The organism is Shimia sp. CNT1-13L.2 (assembly GCF_024331145.1).
Lineage (GTDB): Bacteria > Pseudomonadota > Alphaproteobacteria > Rhodobacterales > Rhodobacteraceae > Shimia.
In genome coordinates this window covers 22030-41738 of record NZ_JANDJO010000010.1, presented here as the reverse complement: position 1 = coordinate 41738, position 19709 = coordinate 22030, and the positions used below count along the sequence as shown (strand labels likewise).

General features: G+C 60.4%; 26 protein-coding genes. 18 read left to right on the top strand and 8 right to left on the bottom strand.

Translation table 11 applies throughout. From position 1 onward, the window contains the following. Positions 1–76 precede the first annotated feature (76 nt). Positions 77–589 carry a fasciclin domain-containing protein gene (locus NNA36_RS16915; protein ID WP_255109179.1) on the bottom strand — a complete coding sequence of 171 codons (513 nt, stop codon included), beginning with the start codon at positions 587–589 and terminating at the stop codon, positions 77–79. A 163-nt stretch (positions 590–752) separates the two neighbouring features. Between NNA36_RS16915 and NNA36_RS16910 the strand changes: the two genes are divergently transcribed. From NNA36_RS16910 to NNA36_RS16885, 6 genes are all read left to right on the top strand, one after another. Further along, positions 753–1289, top strand: coding sequence for a hypothetical protein (locus tag NNA36_RS16910; RefSeq protein ID WP_255109177.1), 537 nt, complete (start codon positions 753–755; stop codon positions 1287–1289). Positions 1290–1391: 102 nt separating this feature from the next. After that, complete coding sequence (proS, locus tag NNA36_RS16905) at positions 1392–2744, top strand: proline--tRNA ligase (protein ID WP_255109175.1); 1353 nt, start codon at positions 1392–1394, stop codon at positions 2742–2744. A 121-nt stretch (positions 2745–2865) separates the two neighbouring features. Then, positions 2866–3489, top strand: coding sequence for a GDSL-type esterase/lipase family protein (locus NNA36_RS16900; protein WP_255109173.1), 624 nt, complete (start codon positions 2866–2868; stop codon positions 3487–3489). Positions 3490–3492: 3 nt separating this feature from the next. Next, complete coding sequence (locus NNA36_RS16895; protein WP_255109171.1) at positions 3493–4020, top strand: DUF2937 family protein; 528 nt, start codon at positions 3493–3495, stop codon at positions 4018–4020. Positions 4021–4098: 78 nt separating this feature from the next. Continuing rightward, the gene (locus tag NNA36_RS16890) at positions 4099–5385 is read left to right on the top strand and encodes a lipoprotein-releasing ABC transporter permease subunit (RefSeq protein WP_255109169.1); all 1287 of its coding nucleotides are present in this window, start codon (positions 4099–4101) and stop codon (positions 5383–5385) included. Beyond that, positions 5378–6061: an ABC transporter ATP-binding protein gene (locus NNA36_RS16885; RefSeq protein ID WP_255109167.1), complete on the top strand. Its 684-nt coding sequence runs from the start codon at positions 5378–5380 to the stop codon at positions 6059–6061. Before NNA36_RS16890 ends, NNA36_RS16885 begins: the two co-directional genes overlap by 8 nt. A 2-nt stretch (positions 6062–6063) precedes the next feature. On the opposite strand, the gene NNA36_RS16880 is transcribed toward NNA36_RS16885, so the two are convergent. Continuing rightward, entirely contained in the window at positions 6064–6510 is a 447-nt protein-coding gene (locus NNA36_RS16880; RefSeq protein WP_255109165.1) for a DMT family transporter, read from the bottom strand. Between the two features lie 15 nt (positions 6511–6525). Continuing rightward, positions 6526–6936 (bottom strand): PaaI family thioesterase, encoded by a 411-nt coding sequence (locus NNA36_RS16875; protein WP_255109163.1) that lies wholly within the window; start codon positions 6934–6936, stop codon positions 6526–6528. 149 nt (positions 6937–7085) lie between these two features. Between NNA36_RS16875 and NNA36_RS16870 the strand changes: the two genes are divergently transcribed. From NNA36_RS16870 to NNA36_RS16860, 3 genes are read left to right on the top strand one after another with little or no spacing between them, the layout of a single operon-like run. Then, entirely contained in the window at positions 7086–7454 is a 369-nt protein-coding gene (locus tag NNA36_RS16870; protein WP_255109161.1) for a cytochrome c, read from the top strand. 33 nt (positions 7455–7487) lie between these two features. Continuing rightward, the gene (locus tag NNA36_RS16865) at positions 7488–7892 is read left to right on the top strand and encodes a cytochrome c (protein ID WP_255109159.1); all 405 of its coding nucleotides are present in this window, start codon (positions 7488–7490) and stop codon (positions 7890–7892) included. Further along, positions 7889–8275: a cytochrome c gene (locus NNA36_RS16860; protein ID WP_255109157.1), complete on the top strand. Its 387-nt coding sequence runs from the start codon at positions 7889–7891 to the stop codon at positions 8273–8275. The genes NNA36_RS16865 and NNA36_RS16860 overlap by 4 nt, the downstream gene beginning before the upstream one ends. 3 nt (positions 8276–8278) lie before the next feature. On the opposite strand, the gene NNA36_RS16855 is transcribed toward NNA36_RS16860, so the two are convergent. From NNA36_RS16855 to NNA36_RS16835, 5 genes are all read right to left on the bottom strand, one after another. Next, positions 8279–8908, bottom strand: coding sequence for a C39 family peptidase (locus NNA36_RS16855; protein ID WP_255109155.1), 630 nt, complete (start codon positions 8906–8908; stop codon positions 8279–8281). 56 nt (positions 8909–8964) lie between these two features. Continuing rightward, the gene (locus tag NNA36_RS16850; RefSeq protein ID WP_255109154.1) at positions 8965–9621 is read right to left on the bottom strand and encodes a DNA-3-methyladenine glycosylase I; all 657 of its coding nucleotides are present in this window, start codon (positions 9619–9621) and stop codon (positions 8965–8967) included. A 15-nt stretch (positions 9622–9636) separates the two neighbouring features. Continuing rightward, positions 9637–10707: a YeeE/YedE family protein gene (locus tag NNA36_RS16845; RefSeq protein WP_255109342.1), complete on the bottom strand. Its 1071-nt coding sequence runs from the start codon at positions 10705–10707 to the stop codon at positions 9637–9639. Between the two features lie 62 nt (positions 10708–10769). Next, positions 10770–11108, bottom strand: coding sequence for a helix-turn-helix transcriptional regulator (locus NNA36_RS16840; protein WP_255109153.1), 339 nt, complete (start codon positions 11106–11108; stop codon positions 10770–10772). 194 nt (positions 11109–11302) lie between these two features. Further along, on the bottom strand, positions 11303–11671 hold the full coding sequence (locus NNA36_RS16835; protein WP_255109152.1) for a thioredoxin family protein: 369 nt from the start codon (positions 11669–11671) through the stop codon (positions 11303–11305). A 71-nt stretch (positions 11672–11742) separates the two neighbouring features. Between NNA36_RS16835 and NNA36_RS16830 the strand changes: the two genes are divergently transcribed. The 9 genes from NNA36_RS16830 (at position 11743) to NNA36_RS16790 (ending at position 19709) form a co-directional block, all read left to right on the top strand. Further along, a complete protein-coding gene (locus NNA36_RS16830) occupies positions 11743–12480 on the top strand; it encodes a cytochrome c biogenesis CcdA family protein (RefSeq protein WP_255109150.1) in 738 nt (245 codons plus the stop codon). A 32-nt stretch (positions 12481–12512) separates the two neighbouring features. After that, positions 12513–13091: a thioredoxin family protein gene (locus NNA36_RS16825; RefSeq protein WP_255109148.1), complete on the top strand. Its 579-nt coding sequence runs from the start codon at positions 12513–12515 to the stop codon at positions 13089–13091. A 192-nt stretch (positions 13092–13283) separates the two neighbouring features. Further along, complete coding sequence (gene soxX / locus NNA36_RS16820; protein ID WP_255109146.1) at positions 13284–13760, top strand: sulfur oxidation c-type cytochrome SoxX; 477 nt, start codon at positions 13284–13286, stop codon at positions 13758–13760. Between the two features lie 35 nt (positions 13761–13795). Next, positions 13796–14212, top strand: coding sequence for a thiosulfate oxidation carrier protein SoxY (soxY, locus tag NNA36_RS16815; RefSeq protein ID WP_255109144.1), 417 nt, complete (start codon positions 13796–13798; stop codon positions 14210–14212). 19 nt (positions 14213–14231) lie between these two features. Then, complete coding sequence (gene soxZ / locus NNA36_RS16810; RefSeq protein ID WP_255109142.1) at positions 14232–14561, top strand: thiosulfate oxidation carrier complex protein SoxZ; 330 nt, start codon at positions 14232–14234, stop codon at positions 14559–14561. A 76-nt stretch (positions 14562–14637) separates the two neighbouring features. Then, positions 14638–15492 carry a sulfur oxidation c-type cytochrome SoxA gene (soxA, locus tag NNA36_RS16805; RefSeq protein WP_255109140.1) on the top strand — a complete coding sequence of 285 codons (855 nt, stop codon included), beginning with the start codon at positions 14638–14640 and terminating at the stop codon, positions 15490–15492. A gap of 111 nt (positions 15493–15603) precedes the next feature. Then, positions 15604–17301 (top strand): thiosulfohydrolase SoxB, encoded by a 1698-nt coding sequence (soxB, locus tag NNA36_RS16800; protein WP_255109138.1) that lies wholly within the window; start codon positions 15604–15606, stop codon positions 17299–17301. Between the two features lie 85 nt (positions 17302–17386). Beyond that, entirely contained in the window at positions 17387–18658 is a 1272-nt protein-coding gene (gene soxC / locus NNA36_RS16795) for a sulfite dehydrogenase (protein ID WP_255109340.1), read from the top strand. Next, positions 18642–19709 (top strand): c-type cytochrome, encoded by a 1068-nt coding sequence (locus tag NNA36_RS16790; protein WP_255109136.1) that lies wholly within the window; start codon positions 18642–18644, stop codon positions 19707–19709. Before soxC ends, NNA36_RS16790 begins: the two co-directional genes overlap by 17 nt.

The following is a 19709-nucleotide window of genomic DNA, read 5'->3' as shown; positions in this document are numbered from 1 at the left end:
TCGCGTCAGTTCAAGGGGGCGGTGAAAAAAGAAGGCCCGCCGAAGGGGCGGGCCTTGGTCTGGATTTGTGTCTGGTTCAGTGGCAGGCTGGGCGGCTGCCGGGCAGCAGGACTTTGTCGATCACGTGGATCACGCCATTGTCGGCCTTGATGTCTGCGATGATCACATTGGCGCTTGAGCCGGTACCATCGGCAATGGCAACGCCGTCGGACCCTTTGGTGATGCACAGGCGTTCCGACGCCAGAACCGGCTTGAAGTAGGTGGACCCTGCCGGGATGTCACCTGCGGCCAGTTTGCGGTCATCCACGTGATAAAGCAGGATGTCGGTCAGCTGGCCCTTGTTCTCGGGCTTGAGAAGGGTTTCCACCGTCCCTTCAGGAAGGGCGGCAAAGGCATCGTTGACCGGGGCATAGACGGTGAAGGGGCCTTCGCCTTGCAGGGTGTCGACCAGACCGGCGGCCGAGACGGCGGCGACGAGGGTCGAGAAGCGATCGTCCGAGGCGGCGATGTCGACAATGGTGCCTGCGGCGCTTGCCGCGGTGGCGGTCATGGCTGCGAATGCGGTGGCGATGCTGAGTTTGCGGATCATGTTTGGTCCTCTCCGTTGAAATCCCCATGCGGTTTGCATGTGCGAAGGTTACGGCGGCATTTGGCAGTTGGATGAGTGCAATCACCGTCCTGTGATGTCGCGTGAAGACAAGACGGGGCGAGGGTGGCATGGTGGTCTGCGGAAACGGGCGAGGGAGAGACGCATGAACGAGAGCTTTGATATCGACGCGATGGTTGACCGGTTGCGCGACGCGGCCGCAGGCGAGGATGCTCCGCGCAGGGTGCGGGCGATCATCGAAGAGGTGGTGGCCGATCCCGACCTTCTTGCCGCGGCGGTTCCGCATTACGGCAAGGACGTGGTGCTGTTCGAGGATGACACCGTGTCGATCTGGTACGCGCATTTCGACCCCGGCAAGATGGTGCCGGCGCATGACCACCAGATGTCGGCGGTAATCGGCGTCTTCCGCGGGCAGGAGCGCAACAATTTCTACGAGGCCGACGGTGAAGGCGGTTTGCGCAAGAGTTCGGATGTGGTGCTGGGGCCGGGGGATGTCTTGTCGATCGGGCCAAGCGCCATTCATTCGGTGGCCTGTGTCAGCGCGGTGCCCTGCAACGGGTTTCATGTCTACATGGGCGAGCTGACAACGGTCGAACGCAGCCTGTTTGACGTCAAGGCGGGCAAGAGGTTGCCGTTTGACGAGGCCTCTTATGCCGCGTTGATCGGGGCGGACGACGGGTAGCGCGCTGCGACACGGGCTGCGCTGTGTTTTGCGCTCTTGTCTGGCAGGGCGCAAAGCCATAAACGGGTGCAGACCCAAGAGACACTCGCAGATGGAGCCCACATGCGCCTCAGCCGTTATTTTCTGCCCGTTCTGAAAGAAACGCCCGCCGAGGCGCAGATCGTGAGCCACCGTTACATGCTGCGTGCCGGCATGATCAAACAGCAATCCGCCGGCATCTATTCCTGGCTGCCGTTGGGGTTCAAGGTCCTGCGCAAGATCGAGAACATCGTTCACGAAGAGCAGGTGCGTGCCGGTCACGTGCCGATCCAGATGCCGATCCTGCAAGGTGCCGACCTGTGGCGTGAATCGGGCCGTTACGACGATTATGGCCAGGAAATGCTGCGTATGCAGGACCGCCATGGCCGCGACATGCTTTATACGCCGACCGCGGAAGAGATGGTGACCGACATCTTCCGCAGCCACGTGTCGTCGTACAAAGACCTGCCGCTGACCCTCTACCAGATCCAGTGGAAATTCCGCGACGAGATCCGCCCGCGTTTCGGCGTGATGCGGGGCCGCGAATTCTATATGAAGGACGGCTACAACTTTGACCTTACCAAGGAAGACGCGCTGCACGCCTACAACCGTCACCTTGTGAGCTACCTGCGGACCTACGAACGCATGGGCCTTCAGGCGATCCCGATGCGAGCTGATTCCGGCCCGATTGGTGGCGATGACACCCACGAGTTCCTTGTGCTGGCGGAAACCGGTGAATCCGAGGTCTTCTATGACAGCGCCGTCACCGACCTGACCTTTGGCGACCGCGAGATCGACTATGACTCGCACGAGCAGTGCCGCGCGATCCTCGAGGAGTTCACCTCGAAATACGCGCGTACTGACGAAACCCACGACGAAGCCCTGTTCAACGCGATCCCCGAGGAACGCCGCCGTGTGGCGCGCGGGATCGAGGTTGGCCAGATCTTCTATTTCGGCACCAAGTATTCCGAGCCGCTGGGCGCAACCGTTCAGGGCCCCGATGGCAAACCGACCCCGGTTCACATGGGCTCGCACGGGATTGGCGTGTCGCGTCTGCTTGGTGCGATCATCGAAGCCAGCCATGACGACAAGGGCATCATCTGGCCCGAGGGTGTCACGCCGTTCCATTGCGGCATCGTGAACCTCAAGCAGGGTGACGAAGAGGCCGATGCCGCCTGTGACGCGCTTTACAAGTCGCTGACCGCGCTGGGCCTCGAGCCGCTTTATGACGACCGCAAGGAACGTGCGGGCGGCAAGTTTGCCACCATGGACCTGATCGGCCTGCCGTGGCGCATCACCGTTGGCCCGCGTGGTCTCAAGAACGGTGTTGTGGAGCTGACCTGCCGCCGGACCGGCGAGAGCGAAGAGATGACGCCGGAACAGGCTGTTGCCAAGGTTGCGGGCATCTACGAAGGCCACTTGGTGCGCGGGTTCTGATACCGACACTGTTTCGGCAAGAGGAATTGAAGGGGGGCAATTGCCCCCCTTTTTTCTTTGTCGAATTGACAGGCTGCCAAGGGCTTTGCAGGGTGGCGGAAACGGCGCGACGAGGTGCGATATGAAAACGGTTCTGGCATTTGGCGACAGCCTGACATGGGGCAGTGATCCGCATACGGGCGGGCGGCATCCCCGTGACTGTCGCTGGCCGGTGGCATTGGCCGAAGGTCTGGACGGGGTTGAAGTGATTTCCGAAGGGCTGCGCGGCAGGGCGACGGTGTATGATCGCCCCTCTGCCTCGTCGGATATGAACGGCGGGCGGATCTTGCCCGCGTTGTTGCACAGCCATGCACCGCTGGACCTTGTGATCATCATGCTGGGCAGCAATGACCTTTACGAGGGGTTCTCGGTGCAGAATGCCCGCGACGGGCTGATGCGGCTGGTCGAGATCGTGCGCAGCCACCCTTACCGGCTGCCGGAGCCGCATGTGCCTGACGTGATGCTGATTTCGCCGCCGCTGGTGAGCCTTGGGGATGATCCCTTCGTGACCGAGGCCAAGGTGGCAGAGACCGCCAAGATGGCCCCAGTGGTTGCGGGGTTGGCGGAAGAGCTGGGCACAGGGTTCTTTGATGCGGCCACCGTGGCGCAGGGCAGTCCGGCGGATTGCTACCACCTTGAGGCAGAGGACAGCCGCGCGCTGGGCCTTGCCCTGCAGGCGCCGGTTCGGTCGCGTCTTGGGCTTTGACGCATGATCGGACGTGTCTTGGCCCTTGCCGGGGGATTGAGTGGGGCGGCGGGGCTGTCGCAGTTTCCCGAGTATGCCCAGCAATATACCCAGCGTCTTGCCGGGGCCGTGGATGAGTTGACCCTTTTTGTAGAGGAATTCGACAGGGATGCGCGGTCGCTCGGGCTTGGGCGCAGTGAAGCCCTTGTTGAGCTGGCTCAGGGCGGCGAAATGGGCGCGACGCGGGCGAAAACCGTGGCGGAAACCATTGATCGGCGCGAACGATTGGCGCGGGATCTTGAAACCCTGCGGACGGCCGGGCCGTTTACGCGGGCGCTGAATGCGCGCCGGTTCAGCGACGGCGACATCGCGCGCAAGGCCTGGCAGGATTTTCGGCCGGCCCTGCCGTTTACCTTTGAGGGGGCGGTGTTCGGCGGGACGGGCTTTGTTCTTGGAATGCTGGGCATGGCGATCATGGTCTGGGGCCTGCGATTGCCGTTTCGCAACAGAAACCGTGACGTATCGGACTCGGATCGGCCGAAATCGGCGTGAATGCGCGGCAAAACCGCTGCAAAGCTTGACCTTGCAGGGGGATTTCAGCAGGTTCCCCGAAAAAGAGCAGGAAAACCGATGGCCAAGACGCCACCCCCCTTTGCCGCTTTCGAGTGGATGATTGCCTGGCGCTATCTGCGTGCGCGGCGCGCGGAAGGTGGCGTGAGCGTGATGACCTGGATCAGCCTGATCGGGATCACGCTGGCGGTGTTTGCCCTGATCGCGACCCTGGCCGTGCGCTCTGGGTTTCGGGCGGAATTTGTCGACACGATCCTTGGCGCCAACGCGCATGTGACGGTCTATCAATCCGGCGTCGTGACCGAGAATGGCCGCATCGACCGTACCATTGCCGACTATGACGGGATGGCAGCACGCTTGCGCACGGTCGAAGGCGTGACGCGGGCCGCGCCGTTGGTCAAAGGGCAGGTTATGGTCAATCTGCGCAACCGTAACGCCGGCGTGGAAGTCTTTGGAATCCAGTTGGAAAACCTGAAAGAGCTGCCGCGTATTGCGGACCCTGACACGGGTCGCGGTGATATTGAACGGTTTGGCGAAGGCATAGCGATTGGCTCGGGTGTGGCGCAGGAACTGGGTGTGCTGGTCGGGGATCGGATCAAGGTGATCTCGCCCAATGGGGTGAAAACCGCCTTTGGCACCTCGCCCCGGATCAACGCCTACGAAGTGGTCTATATCTTCTCGGCGGGCCGCTATGACATTGATCGCACACGGGTTTATCTTCCCTTTGCCGAGGCGCAGAATTTCTTTAACCGCGATGGCGTGGCCGACGAGATCGAGGTCATGGTGGAAGAGCCCGAACACGTGGATCGTCTTGTGCTCGACCTGTTGCAGGCGGGCGGGGACCGGACGCTGATCTGGACCTGGCGGGACGCTTCGGGCGGGTTTCTGAGGGCGCTGGAGGTTGAAGACAACGTGATGTTCATCATCCTGTCGATCCTTGTTCTCATCGCGGCGATGAATATCGTTTCGGGCCTCATAATGTTGGTAAAGAACAAGGGTCGCGACATCGGAATTTTGCGCACCATGGGATTGGCTGAAGGGTCTGTTCTCAGAGTCTTCTTTATTTGCGGAGCCTTCACGGGCTTTCTTGGCACGGTTCTTGGTGTGGCCCTTGGATGCCTGTTTGCGATCTACATCGATCCATTGTTCGCTTTTGTAAACTACATGATGGGCGGTGGTGTGTGGGATCCCTCTATCCGTGGTATCTATCACCTGCCTGCCAAGCTTGAATCCGGCGATGTTCTGAGCGCGGTTTGCCTGTCGCTTGGCCTGAGTTTCGTGGTCACGATCTTTCCGGCGCGGCGGGCGGCGCGGATGAACCCGGTGGAGGCGCTGCGATATGAGTGATGTGGTTCTGGGCCTCAAGGGCATAGAAAAGGCGTATAACAAGGGGTTGCCGGGCGAGGTGCAAGTGCTTCGGGGCGCGGAGTTGACGCTGAACGCCGGTGAAGTTGTGGCGTTGGTTGCGCCGTCGGGCGCGGGCAAATCCACGCTCCTTCACATCGCCGGATTGCTAGACCAGCCGGACAGTGGCGAGGTGCAGATCGGCGGCGAAGTGATGTCGGGCCGGTCTGATCGCAAGCGCACGGCGGCACGGCGGCGTGACATTGGTTTTGTCTATCAATTCCACCACTTGCTGCCCGAATTTAATGCGCGTGAAAACATCGTTTTGCCGCAGCTGGCGAACGGAATGCCCCGCGCCAAGGCGGACGCACGGGCCGATATGCTGCTGGATCGTGTTGGCGTTGGAGCGCGTGCAGATCACCGTCCTGCGGCGCTTTCTGGTGGCGAACAACAGCGCGTGGCCTTCTGTCGGGCGCTGGCGAACGCGCCAAGGCTGCTTTTGGCGGACGAGCCGACGGGCAACCTTGATCCCGGAACCTCCGACCAGGTGTTCGGCGCGTTGATGGAACTGGTGCGCGAGACCGGGTTGGCGGCGCTGATCGCCACCCATAACCTTGACCTGGCCGCGCGGATGGATCGCGCGGTGCGGCTTGAGAACGGAGTGCTGACCGAAGCCTGAGTTCAGGCCTGTTGCGTCATCCATACCCCCGCGGCCATGAGGCCAATCCCACCGGCACGGCTTAGCGAGATGGGTGAAATCTGTGCGCCGAACAGGCCGAAGTGGTCGATGGCGGCGGCCGAGATCAACTGTCCGAGCAGAACGAAGAACACCGCGTTACCGACCCCGAACTTGGGGGCCACGAAGGTGATCGACAAAACGTAGAACGCCACCAGAAAACCGGCGAGAAACAGATGCTTGGGGGCGGTCATGGCCTGCGTCAGGGCCGAGGCGGTGCCGCTTAGGAAAAGGGCGACAACGGTTGTTGTGAGGGCCACGAGAAACAGGATGGTGCTGGCAGCGATCGGGGCGCCGATGCGTTGGCCAAGGGCGGCGTTGAGCGCGGCCAGAACGGGGATGCCGATCCCGGCGGCAAGCATGGTCGCGGCATAGATGGTGGTGGGCGGCATGTCAGGCTCCGGGTTTCAGGGCACAAAGAAGGTGGCGGTGGCAGTGGCAACGACCTTGTCCGAGGGCAGGGCGGTCATGGTGGCGCGGGTGAAGATCAGCGCCTTGCCGGCGCGAACAATCTCGGCATCGCACCGAATTGTGTCGCCGGTTCCGGGGCGCAGGAACTGCGTATCAAGGTTCGTGGTTGCCACGGGGCGGGGTTCTTGCAGGTGGCCAAAGGTGGCAAAGACCATGGCCGTGTCGGCCATTGCCGCCAGAGCCTGACCGGAAATGATGCCGCCAACGCGGGCCAAATCCTCGGTTATTGGCATGGTGAGCGTGGCGCCGTCGCGCGTGATTTCAGTGATCGTGAGATCCAGTGCCTTGACCCAAGGCGCGAAGTTCTCCTCGAGAAACCGCTGCGCGTCTGCCGGTGTGAGAGCCATACGTCGTTTCCTCCCTTGTCCTTTCGGCGAGCATGGCCGTTGCCTTGGGGAATGTCACCTCAATATGATCCGTATCAAGGAGAGATCGTTGCGTCAGTGCCAAGCTGTTTCCTGAAGATCGCAGAAGCGATGCAGGAGGTGCCGCCGCAATGAGACGGGTATTGGGGAGCTTTGTTGTTGTTTTTCTTGGGGTTCTGCTTGCGGGCTGTGCGCAGGTCTGGAGCCCCGGCAAGGCAACCTATGACGCGCATTGCCTGTCTTGTCATGGCGCGCGCGGGCAGGGGGACGGACCCTTCGCGGCGCATCTCCTGATCCCGCCAGCGGATTTGACGGTGCTGGCGGCAGAGAATGGCGGCACTTTTCCGCGCCTTCGGGTGCGCCAGTCGATCGAAGGGCTGGGGCGTGGCGAACACTTTAGCGGCGCGATGCCGGAGTTTTCCGAAGTGGGCGGGCGCGGATCGGCCGCCGATGCGCAGCTTGAGGCGGTGGTCGACTATTTGGAACGCTTGCAACAGTAGATTGGGGCCAGGGAGGCCCCGAGAGGAGGCGAGATGAACAAGAGATTGGGAATGGGACTTGGCCTTGCAGCGGTCTGTGCGGCTTCGGTTGCCTATGCCGGACCGGCAGAGCGCGGTGAATTGCTTTACAATGAACACTGCGTGGCCTGTCACGGCGTGGATCTTGACGGACAGGGGCCGATGGCTGGCGTCATGGTGATCAAACCAGCCGATCTGTCGATGTTGGCGGCGGGCAATGACGGGGTGTTCCCGTTGGTGCGGGTGATCAAGCGGATCGACGGGCGCGATCCGTTGGTGTCACATGGCAGCCCGATGCCGGTTTACGGGCATTTCTTCGAGGGGCGTGACATGGCGCTCAAGACGCAATCGGGGCAACCGATCATGACAAGCGGGGCGGTGGCTGATCTCGTGGCCTATCTGCAAGAGGTGCAGAAATGAAGATTACGGCAGGTCTCGTTGTTGCGGCGGGTCTGGTTGCGGTGTGCCAGCCGCAGGACATGCCCGACCAGATCGACGGCGCGCGGGTCTATGAGGCGAATTGCGCCATGTGTCACGGGGCGGATGGCACGGGTGTTGCCGGCGTGTCACCCCGTGCGGCGGATCTGACGCGACTGGCGCGGAACAACGGCGCGGTGTTTCCGACCAACCGTGTGCTGAGCCAGATTGACGGGTACCTGCGGTCCGAGGAAGACGGCATGCCGGAGTTCGGCCTGCTGTTGGAAGGGGATCTGGTGCCAGTTGAAACTGACGACGGGGCCTTGACCCCCACGCCACGCCCGCTTGCCGCCTTGCTTGAGTATCTGCGGACGATCCAGAAGTAGGGCTTACTTTGGAAAGGTGAAAACGGCGGTACGGCCCGGACCGAAACGATGGTTGTGCCAGTCCTGCTGCAACTTGGTGTAGCTGAGTTTACGTGCGCGGCTGCGGCTGATGTCGGGATCGCGGATAAAGACAACCTTTTCCTGATCGTCGAAGCCTTCGACAACAAAGGTGTGGCCTTGACCAAGATGGACGTCGATCAGCACCGGGCGCTGCTTGCGCAGACTGGCCTTGATTGCACTTAGGCCTGAGCGAAAACCTGCGTTTGTCCTTGGGTATGTGCGCATCTTCCAACCATATCCGTGCTGTTTCACGGCGTGGATCATGTCGACGAAATAGGTGAAGTTCCGGTTCCTCTGGCTTTTGGGTTTATGGCCTTCGGCCAGTGCCTTGAGATCGGTGGGCCTATGTTTGTCACCATAGTAGGCAAGGACCATGGCGCTGGATGTCGGCACGCAGAGATAAGGCTTCTGGCGCATGTGCGGCACGCCGAGGAAGACCGATTTTTGGCTGACATGCGGGGCAGGCAGTTTGCGGGCCGGGATGATGGCTTCATTGTATTTGAGTTCAGCCAGAGCTGGGGCGGCAAGAGCAAGGCACAGTATCACCAACCAAGAACGCAGAATGACCGTCATGAAAACCCCTCCTGGAATGAAATGAGGGTAGCATCTGGCTGGTGAGGCGGCAAATTCTAGAGCGTGAAGGCCAGTACGCGGGAGATTTCGGTCAGGCCGCGTCCGGACTGGTCCATCCATGTGTTGAAGGCGGCCTGAACGGATTTCATGGCGGTCTTGGAGGTCGGTTGCTTGTCGACCACGCCTTCGGCGATCAGGCGGGCGGTGACATCGCGTGACAGGATAAAGGCATCGCGTCCGGCAAAGCGCAGGGCATATTGGCCGGTCATGCCGCCAAGGCGGCTGCCGTTCTTTTTCATCATCTCCAAAAGGCCGATGAAATCGGTGGAGGGCCAGCCGACGATCACCTGTCCGGCACCGCCCTGTTCGCGCAGGGATTGGAGGAAGTGGGCGTTGTCGATCACGGTGCGGATCTTGGGCCCGTTTCGCACGATGGCGGTGTTCGACATCAGGCGATCCATGTCTTCGTCATGCATGAAGGCACAGCGATCGACGTTAAAGCCGTGGAAGGCCTCTTCGAAGCCTTCCCATTTGTTTTCAATGACTTTCCAGTTGAAACCGGCCTGGAAAATGCCCTTGGTGAAGAGAGACAGCCAGCGATCTTCGGGGAGGGCAGTGACGTTCGGATCGGGGCGCGGGATCAGGTCTTCCAGCGCGTCGGGACCGCCCTTGCGATCCGCGGCAATGGCGTAGAGATCGTCAAAATGGCGCATGGATGCCCCTCGTGATTATTCGGCGGGTTGGAAGCCTTCGATCAACTGGCGCAGGCCAAGCGCGGCCCCGGCAAAGATCGCGATGAAGGTGACGGGGGCGGAGACTGCCAGCAGCGAAAAGGCGGTGAGGCCCTGTCCCACGGTGCAGCCGATGGCCAGAACGGCCCCCGCGCCCATGATCATCGCTCCGACGATCTGACGGCGCAGTTCGCGTGGGTCTTCGCAGGCTTCCCAGCGGAAATGGCCACGGATCATCGAGCCGATAAAGGCCCCGACCCAAACGCCGGCGACGGAGCCGACGGCGAAGGACAGCGGCCGGACCGAGCCGTTCATGGCAAAGAGGATGGTTTCGCCCACGGGGGCCGAGAAACTGTGCGAGACCACCTGAAGCCCGTCAAAGCCGTTCGAGGCGACCCATTGGCTTCCGGCCCAGCCGGAGACGATGGCAAGGCCCACGACGGCGGACCAGAAGATCGATTTGAAATCGCTGCGCATTTCGCGCGACCACAGGGCCGCGACCATCATCAGAACGCCTATGGTGATGCCGATGGGAACCGGGGAGAGGCCCAGCCAAGCGCCCGTGTAGTGGGCGATGCCGGGGGGCACAGGATTGGTGACGTCGATCTGGGGAAAAGCCCAGTTGCGCAGCGGAGCGAGGGGGCCTGCGAGGACGACATAGGCCGAGACACCCATCACGAGGACAATGACAAAGCTGCGCAGGTCGCCGCCGCCGAGGCGGGCAATGGCGCCGTAGCCACAGTTGCCGGACAGGGCCATGCCGTATCCGAACATGAGGCCACCCAGGATCGAGGCCAGCGGCATCCAGCGGATAGAGAAGTAGAAAGAGGTTTCGGCTTCGAGTGAGCCTGTGCCGATCAGGGCGAAACTGCCGATGATGGCGATGCCGATGGCGATGCCCCACATCCTGATGCGCAGGTCCGAACCGCCGTAGAGCAGGTCTTCGATCGCCCCGAGCGTGCAGAATCGGCCCAGACGTGCCGCCAGCCCGAGAAGGATACCGCCAAGACAGCCGAAGAGGGCGACAAGATTGCTGTCGCCAAGTGTTTCAAGCAGTGTTTCCAGCATTGCCAGCATGGCCGGTACTCCTCCCTAAGAAACCGGTGTGCTGGTCCAGATCGAATGCGCGATCAATCGTCGTCGTTGCAGAAAAGATCGTAGACCACTTCCAGTATACGACGCGGTCGGTGATCCGCCAATCGATAATAGATGGTCTTGCCTTCGCGGCGCGGGATCACGAGACCCTCAAGGCGGAGGCGGGAAAGTTGTTGGGAAACAGCGGCTTGGCGGGCCGAGATCAGCTCTTCCAGTTCGGTGACAGATTTTTCGCCACTTACGAGGTGACAGAGGATCATCAATCGGCCTTCGTGGCTGATGGCTTTGAGGAAGTTCGACGCACTGGTGGCGTTGTCCACCATGCGGTCCATTTCTTCTTCTGTTATGTCGTCCGTGAACACCGGAAGTGCCATGGCGGTTCCCCTTATCTTCCTTTCACAGCCCCTTTGATCCGAAGGGCGCTGAAAAGCGGTCAAGAGAGCCTTTGGGGTGTCCCTGACCACCAACCCTGATGCGGCGTTTTTGTTGTTGTCCGCAGGGTTTGGGGCCGCATACACCAAACTCTACCGTATTGGAACCTTTTGCAGGTGCAAAAAGGCGTGTGTTGTTATCGGGTGGCCCCTTCAAAGCCTGCTTTTTCGGCAAGCAGGGTCTCGATGTGCCACCAGAAGAAATCTTCGCCCGGATAACCTTCGAGGCGTGCGATTTCCTGGCCCTCGTCAATCAGGATGAATGTCGGAGTGAAGTTGACGGCGCGCGCATAGGTGAGGTCTTTAGGGGGATGACGCAGTTCAGCGCGACGCAGCGGGGCAAACTGGCCCGCCTCGGTCTTGGGATAGATCGGTGCGATCTCCTGGTTCCAGAGGCGGCAGGTATAACAGCCAGGCTGTTCGACCATGACAAGCTCTACCGCCCAGGCGGGCAGGGAGGTGCAGAAGGCAAGGGCGGTTGCCGCGAAAAAGGTGCGAAACTTCATGAGACACCAGATTGACGAATTACGTACGCACAACTTAATCTGAATATGTGCATAAATCAAGGAGCGCGGGCATGTTGGACATATCATTTGCGGGGGCGGCACTGGCCGGGATGCTGTCGTTTTTTACCCCCTGTGTCCTGCCGATGGTCCCCTTTTACCTGTGTTACATGGCCGGAATCTCGATGTCGGAACTTCAGGGAGACGGGGGAATCGCCCCGGGCGCACGTCGACGCCTTATCGTCTCGTCGGTGTTCTTCGCCCTTGGGGTGACGACGATTTTCGTGCTGCTTGGAATGGGGGCGACCGCGCTGGGGCAGGCCTTTGCACAGTGGAAGCAGCCGTTGTCATACGTGGCTGCGGCCCTGCTGGCGCTGTTTGGCCTGCATTTCCTGGGCATTCTCAAGATCCCGCTGCTCTATCGCGAGGCCAAGATTGAAAGCACGGCCGAGCCGACAACGATTGCGGGGGCCTATCTCATGGGGTTGGCCTTCGGGTTTGGCTGGACACCCTGTGTCGGGCCGGCGCTTGCCTCGATCCTGATGGTGGCAAGTGGCATGGGGGATATTTCGCGCGGGGCGCTGTTGTTGATGGTTTACGGGCTTGCCATGACCGCCCCCTTCATCATTGCCGCGCTGTTTGCACAGCCATTTCTGCGCTGGATGCAGCGCAATCGCAAATTCCTGCCGTATGTTGAAAAGGTCATGGGGGCGATGTTGCTCATCTTCGCCATCCTGATCGCGACAAATACGGTGAATCGTCTTGCGGATCTGATGATCCGATATGCGCCGGGGCTGACCGGATTGGGCTAGCGTCGGGCACAACCTTGGAGGAGGAGTGAACGATGACCAAATGGATGATGGCGCTTGTGGCGCTGGTGATGGCTGTGCCGCTTTGGGCGGCAGAGCTGGGCGATGACGGTTTGCACAAGACCGACTGGTTCCGCGATACGTTCAAGGATTTGCAGGAAGACTATGAAGAGGCGCGCGCCGAGGGGAAGCGTTTGCTGATCATCTTCGAGCAGCGGGGCTGCCTGTATTGCAAGGATATGCACGAAGGCGCCTTCAAGGATGAGCGCGTGCTGAAGCATCTGACCGAAACCTACTATCCGGTGCAGCTTGATCTTTATGGGGCAAACGAGATGGTGGACACCGATGGCGAGAGCCTCGAAGAGCGCCTCGCGGCGCGCAAGTGGGGGGTGATGTTCACGCCCACGATGGTTTTCATGCCGCCGGAGATCGACCTGGAAAAACCGGCCAATCAGCAGGCCGTGGCGATCATGCCGGGGGCCTTTGCGCCGGGCACAACATACGACCTCATGACATGGGTCGCAGAGCAGCGTTACCTGGATCAAAGTGAGGAAGATTTCCAACGCTACCACGCGCGCATGATTCGAGAACGCAACGACGGCGACACGCGATAAGCCTTTCGGCATCTGTTCATATTCGTTTGTTGCGCGTGAGGTAAATTGCGCGTAACAAATGGAAATCCTTAACATCTGCGACAAAACGCACTCAATAATTCATTTTAATGAATTTGTTGTTGCGTTCAGCCTCCCCGGTAGCCTACGGTATACAAAGCTAACCTGATAAATACGGTAGCCATGGGAGGAAACATGAAGCTTTCGACACTGACACTGGCGGCAACTTTGACCGCTGGCGCGGCAATGGCAGGCCCGGTTGCGCCTGCGGATGTGGTCTTTGATGACGCGGGGGCCGTTGCGGCCTCGCTGTCCGGCGCGGCCGGAAACGCGGAAAGCGGCGCAAAGATCATGACGACGAAATCGCTGGGCAACTGCATCGCGTGTCACGAGGTTTCCGCTCTGAGCGAAGCCCCGTTCCACGGCGAAGTTGGCCCCATGCTGGACGGCGTGGCTGATCGTTGGAACGAGGCCGAACTGCGCGGCATCCTCGCCAATGCAAAGCTCACCTACGAAGGTACCGTGATGCCGGCTTACTACAAGGTCGACGGATTTACCCGTCCCGGCAACGGCTATACCGGCAAGGCAGCCGAAGGTCCGCTGGATCCGCTTCTGAGCGCGCAGCAGATCGAAGACGTAATCGCATTCCTGATGACTCTGAAAGACGAGTGATCGGGCCTCAAGACTTTACCCCAAAGGAGAAACCGATGGACTTCACGAGACGTGAAACTCTGGCACTCGGTGCAGGGGCGGCGGCACTGACCGTTCTTCCCTTCCGTGTGCTGGCTGCCGCTGACGAGGCGATCGCAGCATTCACCGGCGGCGCAGATGTCGCTGAAGGCGGCGTTGAGCTGACCGCGCCGGAAATCGCAGAGAACGGCAACACCGTTCCGGTTGGTGTTTCGGCACCGGGCGCAAGCGCGATCCTGCTTCTGGCAACCGGCAACCCGACCCCGGGTGTCGCACAATTCAACTTCGGTCCGCTGGTCGCAAGCCAGGCCGCATCGACCCGTATCCGTCTCGCAGGCACCCAGGACGTGGTGGCCATCGCGAAACTGGCGGACGGTTCGTTTGCCAAGGCATCGTCGACCGTAAAAGTGACCATCGGCGGCTGCGGCGGCTAAGGCATAGGAGAACACAAACATGGCATCTGGTGTAAAACCCCGCGTCAAAGTCCCGAAAAAAGCCGCTGCTGGTGAGGCGATCACCATCAAGACCCTGATTTCGCACAAAATGGAATCGGGTCAGCGCAAGGACAAATCCGGCAACATCGTTCCCCGTTCGATCATCAACCGTTTCACCTGCGAGTTTAACGGCCAGTCGGTCATCGACGTCACGCTCGAGCCGGCGATCTCGACCAACCCGTACTTTGAATTCGACGCCACCGTGCCCGAGGCCGGTGAGTTCAAGTTCACCTGGTACGACGACGACGGTTCGGTCTACGACACTGCGAAAAAAGTCGCTATCGGCTGATCCGCCGGTGGACCAAGGCACATCTGTCCTGCCCCCGAACAGACGGGGGCAGGGCGGTACCAAGGGAGGAAATGCGATGAAATTCAAGGCAATGGCAACAATTGCCGCACTTGCGGTCTCGGTTCCCGCGCTGGCAACGGCAGATGCGGATGACGACGTACTGGTCGTCAACGGCGAGATCGAAATGATCACCAAGGCTCCGGCTCCGGCGCACCTGTCCGATGTCCTCGACGAGGTTATCTCGGGCTGGCACATGCGTTCGGACGAGACCCAGATCATGCAGGCGGACGACTTTGACAACCCCGGCATGATCTTTGTCGAGCAGGCGCTTGATGACTGGAACACCGTCGAAGGCACCAAGGGCAAGTCCTGTGCGTCCTGCCACGGCGATGTTGAAGAAAGCATGGTTGGCGTCCGCGCTGTCTATCCGAAATGGAACGACAGCAAGGAAAAGGTCTATACCATGGAAATGCAGATCAACGACTGCCGCGAAACCGGGATGGGTGCAGAGCCGCTCAAGAAATCCGGTGCGAAAATGGCGCGCATGGAAGCCCTGATTTCGGTTCAGTCGCGCGGTATGCCGGTGAACGTGGCCATCGACGGCCCGGCCGAGGCAACCTGGGAACTGGGCAAAGAGCTTTACTATACCCGGACCGGCCAGCTTGATCTGTCCTGTGCGTCCTGCCACGAAGAAAACTATGGCAACCACATCCGTTCCGACCACCTCAGCCAGGGCCACATCAATGGCTTCCCGGTGTATCGCCTGAAGAATGCCAAGCTGACCACAGCGCATGGCCGCTTCAAGGGCTGCGTACGTGACACCCGTGCCGAAACCTACAAGCCGGGTTCGGACGAGTTCATCGCGCTGGAACTTTACGTCGCTTCGCGCGGCAACGGTCTTTCGGTCGAAGCACCGTCGGTCCGCAACTAATCGAAGAAACCCGCCTCGGCAAAACCGGGGCGGGTTTTGTTTACTTTAATAAATTCACACATGCGAATGTAAGCTGAGTGTGGAACGCAATCTTAGAAAGGCGCTTCGTCTATGATCTCTCGTCGCGATTTCCTTCAGGTCTCCATGGCGGCATCGGCCATGGTTGGCGCTTCGGGTTTCGGCAATTGGGCCCGTCTGGCCGCGCAGCAATCGCTGACCCAGGACGACCTGTTGCAGTTCGACACCTATGGCAATGTCTCGCTGATCCACATCACCGACATCCATGCGCAGCTCAAGCCGATCTATTTCCGCGAGCCCGAGATCAACCTTGGCGTCGGCGATGCCTATGGTCACGTTCCCCACATCACCGGTGCGGATTTCCGCAAGCTTTACGGCATCGCGGACGGGAGCCCTTCGGCTTACGCCCTGACTTATAACGACTTTACCGCGTTGGCCCAGACCTATGGCCGTGTTGGCGGTATGGACCGTGTGGCTACCGTGGTTGACGCGATCCGCGCCGACCGCCCGGATGCGCTGTTGCTGGACGGCGGTGACACCTGGCACGGGTCCTACACCTGCTATCACACCGAAGGGCAGGATGTTGTGAACGTCATGAACGCGCTCAAGCCGGACGCGATGACCTTCCACTGGGAATTCACGCTGGGCACCGACCGTATCAACGAGCTGGTCGAGAACCTGCCGTTTGCGGCACTTGGCCAGAACATCTTTGACGCCGAGTGGGATGAACCTGCCGAACTGTTTAAACCGTACAAGTTCTTTGAGCGCGGCGGCGTCAATATCGCTGTTATCGGTCAGGCCTTTCCCTATATGCCGATTGCCAACCCGCGCTGGATGTTCCCCGAGTATTCCTTCGGTATTCGTGACGAGAACATGCAGGCCATGGTCGACGAAGTGCGCGAAATGGGCGCGGAATGCGTTGTCGTCCTGTCGCACAACGGTTTCGACGTGGACAAGAAGATGGCGGGCCGCGTCAAGGGCATCGACGTGATCCTGTCGGGTCACACCCACGATGCGCTACCCGAGCCGGTTCTGGTGGGTGAAACCATCGTTGTGGCCTCGGGCTCGAACGGCAAGTTCGTCAGCCGCGTTGACCTCGACATTCGCGACGGCCGCATGATGGGCTTCCGTCACAAGCTGATCCCGATCTTCTCGGACGTGATCGCGCCGAAGGCGGAAATCACGCAGCTGATCGACGAACAGCGCGCGCCCTATAAGGACAAGCTGGAAGAGGTGATCGGCCAGACCGACTCGCTGCTTTATCGTCGTGGCAACTTTAACGGCACCTGGGATGACCTGATCTGTCAGGCGCTGATCGAAGAGCGCGAGGCCGATATCTCGATGTCGCCGGGCGTGCGCTGGGGGCCGTCGATCCTGCCGGGTCAGAACATCACCCGCGAGGATATCTGGAACGTCACCTCGATGTCCTACGGCGAAGCCTATCGTACCGAGATGACGGGTGAGTTTATCCACGTGATCCTCGAAGACGTGGGCGACAACCTGTTCAACACCGACCCCTACTATCAGCAGGGCGGTGACATGGTGCGCATCGGTGGCATGGGCTACCGGATCGACGTCTCGAAACCGCAGGGCGAGCGCATCAGCGATATGACGCTGCTCAAGACCGGCGAGGCTATTGATCCTGCAAAAACCTATCAGGTTGCCGGTTGGGCCTCGGTCAACGAGGGCACGGAAGGTCCGCAGATCTGGGATGTGGTCGAGAACTACATCCGCCGCAAGGGCACCGTGAGCGTGGAACCGCATGAGAATGTGAAAGTCGCAGGTGCCTAATTTAGCGCCTTGGAATTTAACGGAATTTCGGCTGGTTCCCCGCCAGCCGAGCAAGAGGATTAACAGGAGGCATAGCCAGATGACAATGAGCTTCAAAGGCAAGCCCTCGCGCCGCGCGTTCCTGAAGGGCGCTGTTGCGGCCAGCGGGACGGTTGCCGGTGCCAGCTTTGCAAACGCAGCGGGAGATCCGCTGATCACAGAGGTCCAGGAATGGGCATCGGCCACGGGTGACGGGGTTGACGCAACCCCCTATGGTCTGCCGATCCAGTACGAGTCGGACGTGGTGCGCCGGAACGTGGAATGGCTGACGGCTGACACGATTTCGTCGATCAACTTTACCCCGATCCACGCGCTGGACGGTACGATCACGCCGCAGGGCTGTGCGTTCGAGCGTCACCATTCGGGTGCGATCGAGCTGAAGAAAGAAGATTATCGCCTAATGATCAACGGTCTGGTCGACACCCCGCTGGTGTTTACCTACGAAGATCTGGAGCGCTTCCCGCGTGAGAACCACGTGTATTTCTGCGAATGCGCGGCGAACACCGGCATGGAATGGGCGGGTGCCCAGCTGAACGGTGCCCAGTTCACCCACGGCATGATCCACAACATGGAATATTCCGGCGTGACCCTGCGCACCCTGCTTGAAGAAGCGGGTCTCGGCGCGGCGGGCGACCTCAAGGACAAGTGGGTTTACGTCGAAGGCGCGGATGCCTCTTCGAACGGCCGCTCGATCCCGATGGAAAAGGCGCTGGACGATGTGCTGGTGGCCTTCAAGGCCAACGGCGAAGCCCTGCGCAAGGAGCATGGCTATCCGGTGCGTCTCGTGGTTCCCGGCTGGGAAGGCAACATGTGGGTCAAATGGCTGCGTCGCATCGAAGTGACCAACCAAGCCATTGAATCGCGTGAAGAAACCTCGAAGTACACCGACACGCTGGAAGACGGTACTTCGCGCAAATGGACCTGGGTCATGGACGCCAAATCGGTTGTCACCTCGCCCAGCCCGCAGGCACCGATCAAGCACGGCCATGGCCCGCTGGTTATCACCGGTCTGGCATGGTCGGGTCGCGGGTCGATCACCGGTGTCGACGTGTCGACCGATGGTGGCAAAACCTGGCAGGAGGCACGTCTGGCGGCTCCGGGTACCGACAAGGCGCTCACCCGCTTCTATCTCGATACCGAGTGGACCGGCGAAGAGATGCTGCTGCAGTCGCGTGCCCGCGACTCGAGCGGCTATGTCCAGCCGACCAAGGCACAGCTGCGCGACGTGCGCGGTCTGAACTCGATCTATCACAACAACTGTATCCAGACCTGGTGGGTCAAATCGAACGGGGAGGCAGAGAATGTCGAAGTTTCTTAATCTGGTCGCCGGCACCGCGCTGGCTTCGACCCTGATCGCTGCCCCGGCGCTGGCCGAGAAATACGGCCTTGGACGTCCGGCCACGGCGGATGAAATCGCCGCCTGGGATCTGGATGTGGCCCCCGATGGCACCGGCCTGCCGGTTGGCTCGGGTGACGTGTTCACCGGTGAAGAAGTTTTTGCCGACAACTGCGCGATCTGTCACGGCGATTTCGCGGAAGGTGTTGATAATTGGCCGAAACTGGCCGGCGGCGCTGACACGCTGGACCACGAAGACCCGCTTAAGACGGTGGGATCTTACTGGCCGTATCTCTCGACCACATGGGACTATGTGAACCGCTCGATGCCCTTTGGTGCCGCGCAGACGCTGAGCCCGGATGATGTTTACGCCATCGTGGCCTATATCCTCTATTCCAACGACCTCGTGGATGATGAATTCGTGCTGTCGAACGAAAACTTCCTGGATGTCGAAATGCCGAACGCAGGTGGTTTCATCATTGATGACCGCGAAACTTCGGAAGCGCATTTCTGGACGGATGCGCCGTGCATGGAGAACTGCAAGGACAGCGTTGAAATTACCATGCGCGCGCTGGTTCTGGATGTGACCCCGGAAGAGGAAGGCGCGGCCGAAGCCAAGGTTGAGGAAACCGCCGCAGAGCCGGTCGAGGAAGCCAAGGTTGAGGAACCTGCCGCCGAACCTGCCGCAGAGCCGGTGGTCGAGTTGGCCGCGCTTGACCCCGAAATGGTCAAGAAGGGCGAGAAGGTCTTTAAAAAGTGCAAGTCCTGCCACCAGGTTGGCGACAGCGCGAAGAACAAGACCGGTCCGATCCTGAACGGTATCGTTGGTGCCTCGGCGGGTGCTGTTGATGGGTTCAAATACTCTAAGCCGATGAAGGCCGCCGCCTCTGGTGGTCTGGTCTGGAGCGAAGACGAACTCTCGGCCTTCCTGTCGCGCCCCAAGAAGTACATGAAGGGCACCAAGATGTCGTTCTCCGGTCTGAAAAAGGAGACGGACATCGAGGCGGTCATCACATACCTGAAGTCGTATTGA